General features: G+C 72.1%; 19 protein-coding genes. 3 read left to right on the top strand and 16 right to left on the bottom strand.

What is annotated here, in order from left to right; genetic code table 11:
• Positions 1–93: 93 nt before the first annotated feature.
• Both M8542_RS41205 and M8542_RS41200 read right to left on the bottom strand, forming a co-directional pair.
• Positions 94–414 carry an AzlD domain-containing protein gene (locus M8542_RS41205; RefSeq protein ID WP_257925815.1) on the bottom strand — a complete coding sequence of 107 codons (321 nt, stop codon included), beginning with the start codon at positions 412–414 and terminating at the stop codon, positions 94–96.
• Positions 414–1106, bottom strand: a complete 693-nt coding sequence (locus M8542_RS41200) for an AzlC family ABC transporter permease (RefSeq protein ID WP_257925814.1) — start codon at positions 1104–1106, stop codon at positions 414–416. Before M8542_RS41200 ends, M8542_RS41205 begins: the two co-directional genes overlap by 1 nt.
• A gap of 69 nt (positions 1107–1175) precedes the next feature.
• Here M8542_RS41200 and M8542_RS41195 point away from each other — a divergent pair, with 69 nt between their 5' ends.
• Positions 1176–1739 carry a helix-turn-helix domain-containing protein gene (locus tag M8542_RS41195; RefSeq protein WP_086675259.1) on the top strand — a complete coding sequence of 188 codons (564 nt, stop codon included), beginning with the start codon at positions 1176–1178 and terminating at the stop codon, positions 1737–1739.
• Positions 1740–2558 carry a hypothetical protein gene (locus M8542_RS41190; RefSeq protein ID WP_257925813.1) on the top strand — a complete coding sequence of 273 codons (819 nt, stop codon included), beginning with the start codon at positions 1740–1742 and terminating at the stop codon, positions 2556–2558. It begins immediately after the preceding gene.
• Positions 2559–2694: 136 nt separating this feature from the next.
• On the opposite strand, the gene pdxS is transcribed toward M8542_RS41190, so the two are convergent.
• From pdxS to M8542_RS41175, 3 genes are all read right to left on the bottom strand, one after another.
• Positions 2695–3618 carry a pyridoxal 5'-phosphate synthase lyase subunit PdxS gene (gene pdxS / locus M8542_RS41185; RefSeq protein ID WP_257925812.1) on the bottom strand — a complete coding sequence of 308 codons (924 nt, stop codon included), beginning with the start codon at positions 3616–3618 and terminating at the stop codon, positions 2695–2697.
• Between the two features lie 90 nt (positions 3619–3708).
• Positions 3709–4692, bottom strand: coding sequence for an ArsR/SmtB family transcription factor (locus tag M8542_RS41180; RefSeq protein WP_257925811.1), 984 nt, complete (start codon positions 4690–4692; stop codon positions 3709–3711).
• A gap of 30 nt (positions 4693–4722) precedes the next feature.
• Complete coding sequence (locus tag M8542_RS41175) at positions 4723–6165, bottom strand: FAD-binding oxidoreductase (protein ID WP_257925810.1); 1443 nt, start codon at positions 6163–6165, stop codon at positions 4723–4725.
• A gap of 130 nt (positions 6166–6295) precedes the next feature.
• On the opposite strand from M8542_RS41175, the gene M8542_RS41170 reads away from it, so the two are divergent.
• On the top strand, positions 6296–8404 hold the full coding sequence (locus M8542_RS41170) for an elongation factor G-like protein EF-G2 (protein ID WP_257925809.1): 2109 nt from the start codon (positions 6296–6298) through the stop codon (positions 8402–8404).
• Positions 8405–8531: 127 nt separating this feature from the next.
• Here M8542_RS41170 and M8542_RS41165 read toward each other — a convergent pair whose 3' ends face one another.
• From M8542_RS41165 to thrS, 11 genes are all read right to left on the bottom strand, one after another.
• Entirely contained in the window at positions 8532–9041 is a 510-nt protein-coding gene (locus M8542_RS41165; protein ID WP_257925808.1) for an XdhC family protein, read from the bottom strand.
• 13 nt (positions 9042–9054) lie between these two features.
• Positions 9055–9315, bottom strand: coding sequence for a hypothetical protein (locus M8542_RS41160; RefSeq protein ID WP_257925807.1), 261 nt, complete (start codon positions 9313–9315; stop codon positions 9055–9057).
• A 32-nt stretch (positions 9316–9347) separates the two neighbouring features.
• On the bottom strand, positions 9348–9605 hold the full coding sequence (locus M8542_RS41155) for a hypothetical protein (protein WP_257925806.1): 258 nt from the start codon (positions 9603–9605) through the stop codon (positions 9348–9350).
• Entirely contained in the window at positions 9602–9871 is a 270-nt protein-coding gene (locus M8542_RS41150) for a hypothetical protein (protein ID WP_257925805.1), read from the bottom strand. The genes M8542_RS41155 and M8542_RS41150 overlap by 4 nt, the downstream gene beginning before the upstream one ends.
• A gap of 1 nt (position 9872) precedes the next feature.
• Positions 9873–10355, bottom strand: a complete 483-nt coding sequence (locus M8542_RS41145; RefSeq protein WP_257925804.1) for an NUDIX hydrolase — start codon at positions 10353–10355, stop codon at positions 9873–9875.
• Positions 10352–11497 (bottom strand): glycosyltransferase family 4 protein, encoded by a 1146-nt coding sequence (locus M8542_RS41140; RefSeq protein WP_257925886.1) that lies wholly within the window; start codon positions 11495–11497, stop codon positions 10352–10354. The genes M8542_RS41145 and M8542_RS41140 overlap by 4 nt, the downstream gene beginning before the upstream one ends.
• Before the next feature lie 17 nt (positions 11498–11514).
• Positions 11515–12432 (bottom strand): phosphatidylinositol mannoside acyltransferase, encoded by a 918-nt coding sequence (locus M8542_RS41135; protein WP_257925803.1) that lies wholly within the window; start codon positions 12430–12432, stop codon positions 11515–11517.
• The gene (gene pgsA, locus M8542_RS41130) at positions 12429–13055 is read right to left on the bottom strand and encodes a phosphatidylinositol phosphate synthase (RefSeq protein ID WP_257925802.1); all 627 of its coding nucleotides are present in this window, start codon (positions 13053–13055) and stop codon (positions 12429–12431) included. The genes M8542_RS41135 and pgsA overlap by 4 nt, the downstream gene beginning before the upstream one ends.
• Positions 13056–13144: 89 nt before the next feature.
• Complete coding sequence (locus tag M8542_RS41125; RefSeq protein ID WP_257925801.1) at positions 13145–13666, bottom strand: MarR family winged helix-turn-helix transcriptional regulator; 522 nt, start codon at positions 13664–13666, stop codon at positions 13145–13147.
• A 63-nt stretch (positions 13667–13729) separates the two neighbouring features.
• Complete coding sequence (locus M8542_RS41120) at positions 13730–14272, bottom strand: HIT family protein (protein ID WP_257925800.1); 543 nt, start codon at positions 14270–14272, stop codon at positions 13730–13732.
• Positions 14269–16296, bottom strand: a complete 2028-nt coding sequence (gene thrS, locus M8542_RS41115; RefSeq protein WP_257925799.1) for a threonine--tRNA ligase — start codon at positions 16294–16296, stop codon at positions 14269–14271. Before thrS ends, M8542_RS41120 begins: the two co-directional genes overlap by 4 nt.
• Positions 16297–16392 lie beyond the last annotated feature (96 nt).

Here is a 16392-nt window from a genome sequence, read left to right as displayed (position 1 = left end):
GTTGCGTCCGGCGCACCCAATGTGGCCTTCGGTGCGTCTCACGCACCGAAGGCCACATTGGGGCGCTGGCAACTCGCCAACAGCGCGGGCCGGTCAGGGCACTCCGGCCAGCCTCAGCAAGGCCGCCGTCGCCGCCGCGGCGACCACCACCAGGACGAACGGCGCTTTGCGCCACGCCAGCACCCCCGCGACCAGCACCCCGGCCGGCCGCGCGAAGCCGGCGAAACCGTGCCCCTCGGTCAACGCGCTGACCGCGACCAGCGCCGCCAGCAGGACCACCGCCGCCAGTGCCATCAGCCGTTCCGCCCGAGGAGACAATTTCACCCGGCTGCGCAGCACCGGCCCGGCGAACCGGAACGCGAACGTCCCCAGCGCCAGCACCGCCGTGCCGACCAGCAGTTCCACCCCGTCCATCAGGCCACCTCCTGCAGTTCGGGTTCCTTCGCCAGCGCACCCACGACGACGCCGGCCAGGGCGAGCAGCACCGGCAGCCCGGCGGGCAGGAACGGCGTCGCCGCCAGCGCGACCACCACGCCCACCACCACCGGCAGCCGGGCCGCGCGGTCGCGCAACGACGGCAGCACCAGCGCCAGCAGCACCGCCGGGAAGGCGGCGTCGAGGCCGAAGACGTCGGTGTCCTTGATGACCGAGCCGGCGAACGCGCCCGCGACCACGCCGACGTTCCAGCAGACGAACAGGCCGAGACTGCACGCCCAGTACGCCGCCCGGCGGCGGTCGGCCTCGCGCTGGGCCAGTGCGAACGCCACCGATTCGTCGATCATCAGGTGGCTGCCGGCCAGCCGGGCGGGCCACCGCTTGCCCAGGACGTCACCGATCGCGAAGCCGAAGGGCAGGTGCCGCGCGTTGGCCAGCAGCCCGGCGAGCACGGCGGCGAACGGGTTGCCGCCGGCGGCCACGATGCCGATGAACATGAACTGCGACGCGCCGGCGAAGACCAGCAGCGACATCAGCATCGGCAGCCACAGCGGGAAGCCCGAGCTCACCGCGATGGCCCCGTAGGACACGCCCACGAGACAATCGGCCAAGCAGACCAGGCCGATGTCACGGGCGAGGCCCCGATCGAGTGTTCGCCATATCGAACGCATGTGTTCTATGGTGAACACAGGCACCCGTGTTCGTCAAGGCGAACAGAACGACCGATGGAGCGAACAGCAATGTCGCAGGAAACGACGGGCGCACCACTGGAGATCATCGCGGCGTCCCTGCGCCGCGAGCGCACCCGCGCGGGCTTGTCCCTGACCGAGGTCGCCCGCCGCGCAGGCCTCGCCAAGTCGACGCTCTCCCAGCTGGAGTCCGGCACCGGCAACCCGAGCGTCGAGACGCTGTGGGCCCTCGGCGTCGCCCTGGACGTGCCGTTCTCCCGGCTGGTCGAGCCGGAGCGCCCGAAGGTCCGCGTGATCCGCGCGGGCAAGGGCCCGACGGTGTTCGCCGAGCACGCTGACTACGCGTGCACGCTGCTGTCGGCATGTCCCCCGTCCGCGCGCCGCGACATGTACCTCATCCGAGCGGAGCCGGGCACACCGCGACGGTCGGACCCGCACATGACCGGCGTGATGGAGCACATCGTGCTGTGCGCGGGCCGCGCCCGGGTGGGCGTGCTGGAGGCCCCGGAGGAGCTGAACCCCGGCGACTACATCTCCTACCCGGGCGACGTCCCGCACATCTTCGAAGCCCTCGAGCCGGGTACTTACGGTGTCGAGATTTCGGAGTACGTCTAGGTGGTCACCAGCCGCGCTCGGCGGGGCGGTGCGCCTACCGCGAACGAGAGACGAGAGTCCATGACACCGACGCCCGCCGAACCCCGGTCAGCGCTGCACCCCGCCCTGTCCGCGCGCCAAGGTTTCGCCCTCCTCGAAGAGTCGGAGGCTGCGCGAAACCTGATGCGCGACTCGATCCGCGCCATCAGGGACATGCGGCACGTGCGCACCGATGGCGACACAGTCTTCTCGCTCGGGAGCATCGGCACCGAGAAGACGATGAAGGTCATGCTCGGGTGCAAGGCCGTCGAGGACGAAGACAGCTGGCCCACGAACGACCAGCTCAGGCGCTGGGGCCATGACATCGAGAAGCTGAATGCGCTCATGCTGGCAGCGATCAGCGACGGCATGGAGCGATCGGGGGCCCCCGGGGACTCCGCCCGGCTCGGGGAGCGCATCACGGCGAGCAAGGTCATCCCCCTCGTCTTCGCGGTGTTCGCCCGGTACGGGAAGTCCGGGCGCTTCCACCACCTGAACATCCTCGCGACCGACGAGCCCGGCGAGCTCGATCAGCCATCCGAGTACTGGGACCGAGTGGAACTGCACGTCAGGGAAACCCGACCTGAGTTCCAAGAGATCCCGTTCGGCGACGACCGGGCGTTCAACTCCTACCAGGAGCGGCTTCGCGGATTCATCGCGAATGAACTGGACGCCTGGTGGTTCTGCGTCCACCGGCTTGGCGTCCAGGGCTGCTTCGGCGAGCTGGGAAAGATGATCGGGCGGGAGATCTGGGAGTCCGGGCGACCCGAGCCGAGCGCCGTGCGGTACCGGGCCACCTAGTCCTAGTTCCCATACGAGCTCATCGACCTCGTCACGCCCGACCGGATCGATCCCGACCGCGCCGCCGAAACAACCGGGCCCGCGCCGCCGAAGTTCGGCGGCGCGGGCCCGGAAATCGTTTCGCTACAGCAAGAACTCACCAGCCGCGCTCGGCCAGCCGGTGCGGCTCCGGCAGCTCCTCGACATTGATCCCCACCATGGCCTCACCCAACCCACGCGAAACCTTGGCGAGCACATCCGGGTCGTCGTAGAACGTCGTCGCCTTCACGATCGCCTCCGCGCGCTGGGCCGGGTTGCCCGACTTGAAGATGCCCGAGCCGACGAACACGCCCTCCGCGCCCAGCTGCATCATCATCGCCGCGTCCGCCGGGGTGGCGATGCCGCCCGCCGTGAACAGCACCACCGGGAGCTTGCCGTTGGCAGCCACCTCGCGCACCAGCTCGTACGGCGCCTGCAGCTCCTTCGCCGCGACGAACAGCTCGTCCTCGGGCAGCGACTGCAACCGCCGGATCTGGGCGCGGATCTGGCGCATGTGCGTCGTCGCGTTGGAGACGTCGCCCGTGCCCGCCTCGCCCTTGGAACGGATCATCGCCGCGCCCTCGGTGATCCGGCGCAGGGCCTCGCCCAGGTTGGTCGCGCCGCAGACGAACGGCACCGTGAACGCCCACTTGTCGATGTGGTTGGCGTAGTCGGCCGGGGTGAGGACCTCGGACTCGTCCACGTAGTCGACGCCGAGGGACTGCAGGACCTGCGCCTCGACGAAGTGGCCGATGCGAGCCTTGGCCATCACCGGGATCGAGACGGTCGAAATGATGCCGTCGATCAGGTCGGGGTCGCTCATCCGCGCGACGCCGCCCTGGGCGCGGATGTCGGCCGGGACGCGCTCCAGCGCCATCACCGCGACCGCGCCGGCGTCTTCGGCGATCTTGGCCTGCTCGGCGGTGACCACGTCCATGATCACGCCGCCCTTGAGCATCTCGGCCATGCCGCGCTTCACCTTGGCGGTGCCGGTGACGGACTGGACGGTGCCGTTCGAAGGAGTGGTCTGCTGCTCGGACACGACGGGGCCTTTCCACACGGAGAACAGGAGGTGACGAATCCGAGCGTAGGTCGGCGGTGGACCCTTCAAGCAGGCCAGTACGCGGGTATCTCAGCAGTCCACTTCGCCGGTGCCCGCGACCAGGGCTTCCGCGAGCCGGGTGCGCCCGTAGAGCACGTGACGTCCGGCACGGTGGCCGCTGACCAGGCCCGCCGCCTTCAGCGCGCCGAGGTGCTGCGACACCGCGCCCGGGGTCAGCCGGGTGCGGCGGGCCAGCTCCGCGGTGGACGCCGGCGCGGCCAGCTCGGTCAGCAGCATCGCGCGGCCGCGGCCCACGACGGCGGCCAGCGCGGCGGGCGCGGTGGCCGTGCCGGTCTCCCACAGCGTGGCGATCCCGCGCGGCGGATAGCGCAGCACCGGCTGCCAGCGCGGGTCGGTCTTGGAGAACACCCGCGGCCAGACGAACGCCGAGGGCACCAGCACCAGGCCGCGCCCGTCGAGCGGCACCGCCGCGTGCAGGTGCCGGTGAGCCACCGTGAGCGTGCCGCCCTGCCAGCGGACCAGCGGAGTGAGGTCGTTGAACAGCTCGGCGGCGCCGCCCTGGGCCAGCAGCCGGGACCGGTGCAGCACGTCGGCTTCGAGCAGCGCTCGGATCCGCGGCCAGTCGGGCGCCAGGACCAGCTCCCAGTACCGCTCCATCAGCGTCGCGAGCCGCTCGAGACCGGCTTCGGGGTCGCGGTGGAAGCGGTTCAACGCGGGTGAGCGCGGCCCGCTCATCGCGTCCAGCTCGCGCCGGACCAGTCGGCCGGGCACGTCGCGCAGGTCGGCGAGCTCGTCGGCCAGCTCCGGCAACGGCGTCGACGGCGTCCCGGCGAGGAAGCCGGGCAGGTGCCGCAGCGGGACGAGGTCGCGCAGCAGCTCGATGTCGAGCCCGGCCTCGTCGAGCGCCGCGGTGGCGCGTTTGACCCACGGCAGGTGCAGGGCGTGCTCCCCCGGCTGGTTCAGGACGCGGACGCTCGCCACGATCTCCCACGCCGGGGAGAACGCGAACCGGGTGTGCGCCAGGTCCTCTGTGGAGAATGCCAGGTCGAGCACGCGCTGCCTCTCTGCCGGGTTCGGGGCAGTCTAGGTTGCTCCGATGTGGACAGTCGAGCGGGGCGTGGAAAGTCCTTGCGGGAAAGCGAAAATCCCTCGCGGGTCATACTTTCGGGCGACAGCGCGCAACCGCGGCAGGTTCACCCCGTAGTACGCCCGCGCCCAGTCCGGCATCTCCGGGTCGAGGTAGTTGACGTACCCGGTCGCGCCGAACTCCGGCCCGAGCCCGTCACGCACGGCGGCCAGCGAACGCCGCGCCCCGGCTTCGCCGCCGCTCTCCGGCTCCGCGCCGTGCAGGAACTGGAGGCTCGCCAGCGCCGACCGGTACGGGAACGCCGTCTCGCGGGCGCCGACGCGCGCGATCGCGCCGCCCGCCGAGTCGACGATCGTGCGGACCAGCGGGTCGCGGGTGAGCACCTCGACGACCGCGCCCGGGTCGTCGAGCCGCCGGGTCAGCATCCGCGACGTCCCGATGTAGGTCCCCCGGCCCGCCGCGGCCGACGGCCGGGAGTCGTGGTCGTCGAACGTCCGCATCGCGCTCAGGTGGTCCGACACCCGCTGCCGCTGCTCGATCGGCGGGGTGCCGACCCGGCGGACCAGGTCGTCGAGCAGCTCCTTCAGCCGCGATTCGGGCCCGAGGAACGTGCCGCCGAGCGACGCCTCGTTCGCCGCGAGGCCCATCCCCGACCACAGCTCGTCCGGGCCGGTCGGCTGCCACTCCTGCCAGGCGGCGAGCAGGTCGGCCCCGGCGGCCGGCGGGAAGTACAGCTGGAAGCTCGCCACGTCGGCGATCGGCACCGTGCGGAAGGTGAACCCGGTGACGATCCCGAAGTTCCCGCCGCCCCCGCCGCGCAGGGCCCAGAACAGGTCCGGCTCCGCCGTGGCCGAGACCGTGCGCACCCGGCCGTCCGCCGTGACGACGCGCGCCGCCACCAGGTGGTCGCACGTCAGCCCGTACTTGCGGTCGATGACGCCGACACCGCCGCCGAGGGCCAGCCCGGCGATGCCGACCGTGCCGCAGCTGCCCGCCGGCAGCACCCGCCCGGCCGCGGCGAGCGTGGTCGCGATCGGGCCCAGCTGGGCACCGGCGCCGAGCACCGCCTGGCCGCCGGAACGGACCTCGATCCCCGAGAACCGGCTGAGCTCCACCACGATCCCGCCGTCCACAGTGGAGTAGCCGGGATAGCTGTGCCCGCCGCTGCGCGCCGCGATCGGCAGGCCGTGCCGCGCCGCGAAGCCGACGGCCTCCTGGACGTCTTCGACGCGGGCGGCGCCGACCACGGCCGCCGGCATCCGGTCGTCGTACATCGTGAAAAAGCCCTGCTTGGCTTCCGGGTAACCCGCGTCGCCCGGCCGGAACAACGGCCCGCTCAGCCGCCGGCGCAACCGCTCCCAGTCGTCCGGTGGCGGCCACCCGGCCAAGCCCGCCACCGGGACCGCTCCGGAAACCCGCAAGAACGTCCGCCTGTCCATGACACTCCCCCCGCCCCGTGCGCCCCCGGGCATTCGGCTGGTCCCGGGAGCCCTGCCTTGCCGTGACCAGGGTAGCGGGTGTGTGATCGAGGACACATCCCGTACACCAGCCGTTCGCCGAGGAGTCGTCATGGCAGACAAACAAGCCAGGAACGCCGACACCGGGGCCGCCGTCGCTGTGGACGACCCCGCGAAGGTCCGCAACGTCGTGCTCGTCGGCCCGTCCGGCTCCGGGAAGACGACCCTCACCGAGGCCCTGCTCGCCGCGTCCGGCACGGTGCCGCGCGCGGGCTCGGTCGTCGACGGCACGACGGTGTGCGACCACGACCCCGCGGCGGTCCGCCAGCAGCGTTCGGTCGGCCTGTCGGTCGCGCCGGTGCTGCACTCCGGCCACAAGATCAACCTGATCGACACGCCGGGGTACGCCGACTTCGTCGGTGAGCTGCGGGCCGGGCTGCGCGCGGCCGACGCGGCGCTGTTCGTCGTCTGCGCGGCCGAAGGCGTCGACGCGGCGACAGTCGCGGTGTGGGAGGAGTGCGCGGCGGTCGGCATGCCGCGCGCGGTCGTCGTCTCCCGGCTCGACCACCACCGGGCCGACGCGATGGCCGAGATCGCCGCCTGCCAGAGCGCGTTCGGCGCCGGCGTGCTGCCGCTGTACCTGCCCGCCGGCGACGGCCTGGTCGGGCTGATCACCCAGCGGTACTTCGACTACTCCGGCGGGCACCCGCCGAAGATCGGCGAGCCCGACCCGGCCGATCTCGAGCGGATGGCCGAGGCCCGCAACGAGCTCATCGAAGGGATCATCGCCGAGAGCGAGGACGAGTCCCTGATGGACCGCTACCTCGCCGGGGAGGAGATCGCCGAGGACACGCTGATCTCCGATCTCGAGACGGCCGTCGCGCGCGGCTCGTTCCACCCGGTCATCCCGGTCTGCGCGACCAGCGGGATCGGCCTGGCCGAGGTGCTCGACGGGATCGTCCGGGCATTCCCCTCGCCGCTGGAGCACAAGCTGCCCGACGTGACCACGCCCGACGGCGGGCCGCACGCCGCCATCTCCGCCGACCCCGCGGGCCCCCTCGCCGCGGAGGTCGTCCGGACGGCCGTCGACTCCTACGTCGGCCGGGTGTCCCTCGTCCGGGTGTTCTCCGGGACGCTGCGGCCGGAGCGTCCGGTGCACGTGTCCGGGCACGGGCTGGCCGAGCGCGGGCACGAGGACCACGACGCCGACGAGCGCGTCGCGCACCTCTACTCCCCGCTCGGCGCGAACCTCCGCGAAGTGCCCTACTGCGTCGCGGGTGACCTCTGCGCGCTGACGAAGGTCGGCTCGGCCGAGACCGGCGACACCGTCTCCTCGCCGGAGGAGCCGTTGCTGATGGAGCCGTGGGCGATGCCGGAGCCGCTGCTGCCGGTGGCGGTGGTCGCGAAGACCCGCAGCGACGAGGACACGTTGGCGCGCAACCTCTCCCGCCTCGTCGCCGGCGACCCGACGCTGCGGCTGGACCGCAACGCCGAGACCAGCCAGCTGGTGCTGTGGTGCATGGGCGAGGCCCACGCCGACGTCGTGCTGTCGCGGCTGCGGGCGGGTGGCGCGGACGTCGACACCGAGCCGGTGAAGATCAGCCTGCGCTCGACGTTCAGCAAGCCGGCCAAGGGCCACGGGCGGCACGTCAAGCAGTCCGGCGGGCACGGCCAGTTCGCCGTCTGCGACATCGAGGTCGAGCCGCTGCCGCGGGGCGGCGGGTTCCAGTTCGTCGACAAGGTCGTCGGCGGGTCGGTGCCGCACCAGTTCATCCCGAGCGTGGAGAAGGGGGTGCGGGCCCAGCTGCAGAAGGGACTGGCCGACGGGCACCCGGTGGTCGACGTCAAGGTGACGCTGGTCGACGGGAAGGCCCACAGCGTCGACTCGTCGGACGCGGCGTTCCAGACCGCGGGTGCGCTGGCGCTGCGGGAGGCCGCGGCGAGCGGGCACATCACGATGCTCGAGCCGCTGGAGGAGGTGGCGATCCGGCTGCCGGACGAGCACCTCGGCACGGTGCTGGGCGACCTGTCGTCCCGCCGCGGCCGGGTGCTGGGCACGGAGGCCGGCGACGGCGGCCGCACGGTGATCAAGGCGGAGGTCCCGGCGACGGAGCTGCTGCGTTACCTGATCGACCTGCGCTCGATGACCTCGGGCACGGCGACGTTCACCCGCCGCCACGCCCGGTTCGAGCCGATGCCGGAAGGGATGGCGGTCCACTAGCCGCAACTCGCGTGATCGGAGCCGGATCTCGCGTGACTGAGGCCGTGACTCGCGTGATCCGGCGCGGTACGGCTCCGATCACGCGAGATCCGGCTTCAGTCACGCGAGATCCGGGAACCCGCCCGGGTCACAGGCCGAAGTCGAAGCCGCCCGGGCGGTTGTTGCGGTCCGCCAGCAGGCCCGCGAGGGTCGCGATCGCGATCTCCGGCGGGGTGCGCGAGCCGATGTTCAGCCCGACCGGGCGGTGCACGCGGGCGATGTCGTCCTCGCCGACGCCGAGGCCGCGCAGCGCGGCGACGTGCGGGCCGGCGTGGCGCGGGTTGCCGAGCACCCCGACCCACCGCGGCTCCCCCGCCAGCGCCACCTTCAGCACCTCGCCCAGCTCCGGCCGGTGGTGGTCGGTGACCACGACGTCGGCCGAGGCGTCGAGCTCCGGCATCGTCGTGTCCGCCTCGACGCCCTCGGGCCCGTCCGTCGCCCGCGCGGGGTCGGGCTCGTACAGCGCGACGTGGTAGCCCAGCTCCCGGGCGAAGGTCAGCAGGTGCCGCGCGACCGGCGACGCGAACACCGCCACCAGGGTCCGCACGTCCGGGTCGGCCGGCGCCTTGCCGTGGGCGACGTCGCAGGTCTCACTCATGGCACCCAGTTTGTCAGGCCTGTTCGCCCACCGTCACGCGGAACTGCCACAGGTCCAGCTTCCCCTTGACGAGCACCAGATACCCGTCGGTCACGCGCAGCACGAGCCGGCTCTGCGGCGACGACGGCCGCGGTGGCCGGTGCTGCTTGGCCAGCAGCCGGGCGTCGTCCTCCGCGCTCTGGCGGTCCGGGTACGCCGTCGCGTCCGCGACGCCCCAGCCCCGGGTGTCGCCCATGCCGCCCTGCTCTTCGATGACCACCCACCACGCACTCATGCCGGTCCGACGCGGCCGGGCACGAGCTGGTTTCAGGCTTCTTCGAGCACGCTCAGCCGGAAGTGGAACGTCGACGTCCGGCCCTCGACGATCACCAGGTACCCGCCGGGGCCCCGCAGGACCTTCCGCGACTTCGGCGACCACGGGTAGACGGGCTGGTACTCCCGCGAGAGCCGGTCGGCCTCGGCTTCGGCCGTCGCCTGGTCGTCGTAGGAGAAGGTCTCCGACAGCGACCAGCCCCGGCCGTCACCCGCGCCGCGCTGCTCCTCGACGACCACCCACCAGCTCACGCCGGCTCCGCCACGGTCTCACCCAGCGTGACGCGGAAGTGGAACGTCGCGGTCCGGCCGGTCGCGATCACGAGGTAGCCGTCGCCGACCCGCAGCACCTTCCGCTCCTTGACCGCCGCCGGGTGCACCGGCTCGTGCTCGAACGCGAGCCGCCGCGCCACCTCGTCGGCGTGCTCCCGGTCGCCGCCCGCCGGCTTCGTCTTCGTGACGTTCCAGTGGCGCCCGTCGCCGCCGCCGCGCTGCTCCTCGACGACCACCCACCACATCTCAGACCTCCGGTTCGGCGAACTCGAAGTACTCCGGCAGCGGGGCCGTGCCCGCCAGCTTGAAGTACCGGACCTTCCGCCGCCGCCGCAGCCGCAGCGTGTCGCGCACGGCGTCGTTGTGGACGCGCCGGGCGATCACCACCCGGTGCTCGGCGTCGGTCAGCTCTTCGGCCAGCTCGGCCGGCAGGCCCGCCCGGTCGACGCGGCTCAACCGCAGCGTCAGCTCGTTCTCCGCGCCCTCACGATCGCCCCGCGGTGCCGCTTCGGCCTCCTCGGCCAGCGTGCGCAGGCCGGTGTCGTGCCGCACCACCGCGACCGCCCGCGCGACGACCGCGCGCCGGGCCAGCGCCGCGTCGAGGGCGGCCCAGCCGGCGTCCATCCGGACGTGCAGCCGGTCGAGCCGGTTCGCCGTCGCGACCAGGAACAGCCCGCCCAGCACGACGACGAGGGCGAGCAGCGGCAGCAGCCAGCCGAGCACGCTCACCGGGCGAGCTCCCGCTCCGGCGCCGCGACGCGCCGCGGGTCGGCGGCCACGGCCGTCTCGTAGACCCGCAGCACCTGCGTGGCCACCACCGACCAGTCGAACATCGTGACGCGCTCCCCCGCCGCCGCGGCCAGCGACGCGCGGCGCGCCGGATCACCGAGCAGCTCACGCAGCCCGTCCGCGAGCGCCGCGGGGTCGCCGGTTTCGACGAGCATCCCGGCGTGGCCGTCGTCGAGCACGCGGCGGAACGAGTCGAGGCCGCTGGCCAGCACCGGCGTGCCCGCCGCCATCGCCTCGGTCAGGATCATCCCGAAGCTCTCGCCGCCGGTGTTGGGCGCGCAGTAGACGTCGACGCTGCGCAGGGCCTGCGCCTTGACGACGTCGTCGGCCTGGCCGAGCAGCACCAGGTGCGGCGCCAGCTCCGGGCCCGCGTCCCGCAGCAGCTGCTCGGAGTCGCCGCGGCCGACCACCACCAGCCGCAGGTCCTCGAACTCCGGCAGGATCCGCCGCAGCGCCTCCAGGAGGACACCCATGCCCTTGCGCGGCTCGCCGTAGCGGCCGATGAACCCGACCGTGCCGCCCGCCCGCGGATAACCCGGCAGCGGCGTGGCCGACGAGAAGAACTCGACGTCGACGCCGTTGGGGATCTCGACGGCGTCGCCGCCCGCGTGCTCGACCTGGACCCGGCGGGCCAGCGCCGACACCGCGATCCGCGCCGTGATCTTCTCCAGCAGCGGACGCAGCACCGGCTGGAACGCCGACAGCGTGCGCGAGCGGGTGGTCGCAGTGTGGAAGGTCGCCACGATCGGGCCGTCGGCGATCAGCAACGCCAGCAGCGAAAGGCTGGGCGCGGCCGGTTCGTGCAGGTGCAGGACGTCGAAGTCGCCGTCGCGGATCCAGCGCCGGACCCGGGCGTAGGACACCGGGCCGAACTGCAGCCGCGCGACCGAGCCGTTGTACGGGATGCCGAGCGCCTTGCCCGCCGGGTGCACGAACTCCGGCAGGTCGGCGTCTTCGTCGGCGGGCGCGAGCACCGACACCTGGTGCCCGCGGGCGAGCAGCGCCTTCGTCAGGTCGATCACGTGCCCCTGCACCCCGCCGGGCACGTCGAAGGAGTAGGGGCAGACGATGCCGACCCGCATCGGCCGCGTGGCCACCCTCAGCTCGCTTCTTCGAGGCTCGCCTGATCGGCGGCCTCGAGGTCGGCCGGCCAGAACTTCTGCACCATGTGCCAGTCGGCCGGGTGCGCGGCGATGTCGCCGGCGAAGATGTCGGCCAGCGCCTGGGTGGCGGCCGGGACCTCGGCGCGCGCGGTGACGCGGATGCGCGGGTGCAGCCGGATCTGCCAGCCGTCCTCGGTGAACCAGCAGCCGGCCGGGATCAGTGCCGCGCCGGTGGTGGCGGCCAGCCGCGCCGGGCCGCCCGGGAAGCGGGCCTTCTCGCCGAAGAACTTCACCGGGATGCCGCTGGTGGTCAGGTCGCGGTCGCCGACCAGGCAGACGGCCTTGTTCTCGCGCAGCCGCTTGAGCAGCACGCGCATCGCCGAGCTGTCGCCGGTCAGCGGCACGATCTCGAAGCCGAGCGACTCGCGGTACTCGACGAACCGGCGGTAGAGGGACTCGGGCTTCAGGCGCTCGGCGACGGTGGTGAACCCGCCGAGGTAGTCGGCCAGCCAGACGCCGGCGACGTCCCAGTTCCCGCTGTGCGGCAGCGCCATCACCGCGCCGTTGCCCTCGGCGAGCGCCGCGTCGAGGTTCTCCACCCCGGTGATCGAGGCGGCGACCTTGCCGCTGACCTGCTTGTGGTCCATCGACGGCAGCCGGAACGTCTCGTGCCAGTAGCGGGCGTACGACCGCATCGCGCGCCGGGTCAGCTCGTCCATCTCGACCTCGTCCGCCTGGGGGACGACCCGGGCGAGGTTGGCGCGCAACTGCCGCACGCCACCGCCGTCGCGCTTGACGGCGAGGTCGGCGCCGAGCGAGAACACCGTGCCGCCGAAGCCGGCCGGCAGCCAGCCCGCCAGCCGCCAGCCGGCCGCGTAGCCGAAGGCGCTCAACCGCTCGGACAGCCTCGTCATGCCGCCTGCTCCCCCGCGGCGGCCTCGCGGGCCGCCTTCGCCACGGCGGCGAAGCGCTGCAGCAGGGTGATGACCGAGAGCACGGCGAGCAGCCAGAGCGTCACGTCGACGGTGTACGGGATGCCGAAGCCGTGCAGACCGGTGCCGACCAGGGCGATGATCAGCCGCTCGGCGCGCTCGACGAGCCCGCCGTCGACCGGCAGGCCCGAGGCGTCGGCGCGGGCCTTGACGTAGGAGATGACCTGGGCGAGCACCAGGCACAGCAGCGCCGCCGCGGCCGCCGGGTGGTTGTCGTCGACGACGAAGCACCACCAGGCGATGGCGGCGAACAGGGCACCGTCGACCAGCCGGTCGCAGGTCGCGTCGAGCACCGCGCCGAAGGGGGTGCCGTAGCCGCGGGCGCGGGCCATGGCGCCGTCGAGGAGGTCGAGCATGGCGAAGCCCCACACCGTGAAGGTGCCCCAGAGCAGGTAGCCGTTCGGGAAGAAGACGAGAGCGCAGACGACGGCGCCGGCGGTGCCGAGCACGGTCATCACGTTCGGGGTCAGCCCGACGCGGACCAGCGCCTGGCCGATCGGATCGGTGACGCGGGAAACGGAGGCACGCGCGAAGATATTGAGCATCGGTTCGTCTGAGGCACCTGGCTACGAGGGTCGGGTGGGCGAATGCAGCCTATCCACCCACCCCGGCGAACCCGACGCGCCGCCCCGGCTCAGCCCGATTTCGAGAGCTCGCCCTCGTGTTCCCGCGCCTCTTCGGCGGCCTGCGCGGCGGCGCACTTCGGCGAGAGGCGCTGCCGGATCGCGGCGCTGATCTCCCCGAGCGCGGTGACCTGCTCGGGCGTGAGCGGGTCGAAGAGGCTTTCGCGGACGGCCTCGACGTGCCCGGGCGCGGCCGCCTCGAGCGCCGCGAAGCCTTCCTTCGTCAGGACGGCCCAGGCGCCGCGCTTGTCGGTCGGGCACGCTTCGCGGCGGACCCAGCCGTTGGCCTCCAGCCGCGCGACCGCGTGCGAGAGCCGGCTTCGCGACGCCTGCCGGGCGTCGGCCAGCTCGCTCATCCGCAGCCGGCGGCCCTCGGCCTCGGAAAGCGCGACGAGGACTTCGTAGTACGTGTGCGGCATGCCCGAGTCGTGCTGCAGCTGTCCCTCGAGGTGCGCGCTGAGCATGCGGGTGGCCGCGTTGAACTCACGCCAGACGCGCTGCTCGTCGTCGCTGAGCCATCGGGTTTCGGACATAGCCCCATCATACCCGCGGTTGAACACTCAATTACGGTTTGCCGGTTATCGCGGGCGTGCTTTTCACCAGGCGTCGGCGAGCAGGTCCCGCGTTTCGCCCAGCAATTGCGGGAGCACCTTCGTCTGGCCGATGACCGGCATGAAGTTCGCGTCGCCGCCCCAGCGGGGCACCAGGTGCTGGTGCAGGTGCGCCGCGATGCCCGCGCCCGCGATCACGCCCTGGTTCAGGCCGATGTTGAACCCGTGCGCGCCCGACACCGCGCGGATCACCTTCATCGCGTGCTGGGTGAACTCGGCGACCTCGCGCGTCTCCTCGACCGTCAGCTCGGTGTAGTCCGCGACGTGCCGGTACGGCACCACCATCAGGTGCCCCGGGTTGTACGGGTACAGGTTCAGCACCGCGAACACGGACTCGCCGCGCGCGACGATCAGGCCCGTCTTGTCGTCCAGGGACGGGATGCGGCAGAACGGGCAGCCGGTGTCCTCGTCGTCGGCCGGCTTGTCCTGGCCCTTGATGTAGGCCATCCGGTGTGGGGTCCAGAGGCGCTGGAACGCGTCCTGGACCCCGACCCCCTGCTGCTCGACGAGCTCGGGCTCCTCACTCACCGAACGACCGTCTCCAGCGCGTCGGTCGACGGCGAGGCGTTCTCGCGGCGCTCGATCCAGCCGGCGATCGCCTCGACGGCGTCGGCCACCGGCACGCCGTTGATCTGGCCGCCGTCGCGGAAGCGGAACGACACCGCGCCCGCCTCGACGTCCTTCGCGCCGGCCAGCAGCATGAAGGGCACCTTCTGCGTGGTGTGCGTGCGGATCTTCTTCTGCATCCGGTCGTCGCTCGCGTCGACCTCGGCGCGGATGCCCTTGGCGCGCAACGCCTTCTCGACGTCCTGCAGGTACTCGACCTGGTCGGCGGTGATCGGGATGCCGACCACCTGCACCGGCGAGAGCCACGCCGGGAACGCGCCCGCGTAGTGCTCGGTCAGCACGCCGAAGAACCGCTCGATCGAGCCGAACAGCGCGCGGTGGATCATCACCGGCCGCTGACGCGAACCGTCCGGCGCGGTGTACTCGAGCTCGAACCGCTTGTTCTGGTTGAAGTCCAGCTGGATGGTCGACATCTGCCAGGTGCGGCCGATGGCGTCCTTGGCCTGGACCGAGATCTTGGGGCCGTAGAAGGCCGCGCCACCCGGGTCCGGGACCAGCTCGAGGCCGGAGTCGACGGCGGCCTGCCGCAGCGTCTCGGTGGCCTCCTCCCACTCCCAGTCCTCGCCGATGAACTTGTCGGAGTCCCCGCGGGTGGACAGCTCGAGGTAGAAGTCGGAGAGGCCGTAGTCGGCGAGCAGGTCGAGGACGAACTTGAGCAGCGACCGCAGCTCGCCCGGCATCTGCTCCTTGGTGCAGTAGATGTGCGAGTCGTCCATCGTCAGCCCGCGCACGCGGGTGAGGCCGTGCACCACGCCCGACTTCTCGTAGCGGTAGACGGTGCCGAACTCGAACAGCCGCAGCGGCAGCTCGCGGTAGGACCGCCCGCGCGAGCGGAAGATCAGGTTGTGCATCGGGCAGTTCATGGCCTTGAGGTAGTAGTTCTCCTCGTCGAACTGCACCGGCGGGAACATCGTGTCCGCGTAGTAGGGCAGGTGGCCGGAGGTGTGGAACAGCTCGCCCTTGCTGATGTGCGGGGTGTTCACGAACTCGTAGCCGGCCTCTTCGTGGCGGCGGCGCGAGTAGTTCTCCAGCTCGCGGCGGATGATGCCGCCCTTGGGGTGGAACACCGGCAGGCCGGAGCCGATCTCCTCGGGGAAGGAGAACAGGTCGAGCTCGGCGCCGAGCTTGCGGTGGTCGCGGCGCTCGGCCTCGGCGATGCGCTCGAGGTGGGCGTCCTGCGCCTCGGCCGACTCCCACGCGGTGCCGTAGATGCGCTGCAGCTGCGGGTTCTTCTCACTCCCCCGCCAGTACGCGGCGGCGACCCGGGTCAGCTTGAACGCCGGGATGAACTTCGTGGTCGGCACGTGCGGGCCGCGGCAGAGGTCACTCCAGACACGTTCCTTGGTGCGCGGGTCGAGATTGTCGTAGATCGTGAGTTCGCCCTCGCCCACCTCCATCACCTCGGCGGTGTCCACTTCGGACTTGAGGTCGACGAGCTCGAGCTTGAACGGCTCGTCGGCGAGCTCCTTCTTGGCCTCGTCGACCGAGTCGAAAACGCGCCGGGAGAACTGCTGGGCGCCCTTCACGATCTGCTTCATGCGCTTTTCGAGCGCCTGCAGGTCCTCCGGGGTGAACGGGGTGTCGACGGCGAAGTCGTAGTAGAAGCCGTCTTTCACCGGCGGACCGATACCGAGCTTGGCGTCCGGGAACTGCTGCTGCACGGCCTGGGCGAGCACATGGGCCGCCGAATGGCGGATGACGCTGCGCCCGTCTTCGGTGTTCGCGGCGACCGGCTCGACTTCGGCGTCGGCTTCCGGCGCCCAGGCGAGGTCGCGCAGCTTGCCCTCGGCGTCGCGCACGACGACGACGGTGTCCGGGCCCTTGGTCGGCAGGCCGGCCTCGCGGACCGCGGCGCCCGCCGTAGTGCCCGCCGGTACCACCACGCGGGAGGCGGCCACGGGGGAAACGGGGGGCGGCTGCGACACGATCGGCTCCTCGAACTGGAGTGACAAAGACGACGTGGTCGATGCTAGTCGGCGGCCCGAGCGCGCCTGACCGCGCGTCCGGGAACGCCGAACGGG

Source organism: Amycolatopsis iheyensis (assembly GCF_024703995.1).
Classification (GTDB): domain Bacteria; phylum Actinomycetota; class Actinomycetes; order Mycobacteriales; family Pseudonocardiaceae; genus Amycolatopsis; species Amycolatopsis iheyensis.
The sequence above is the reverse complement of the archived record's forward strand: the minus strand, read 5'-3'. Positions and strand labels throughout refer to the sequence as shown.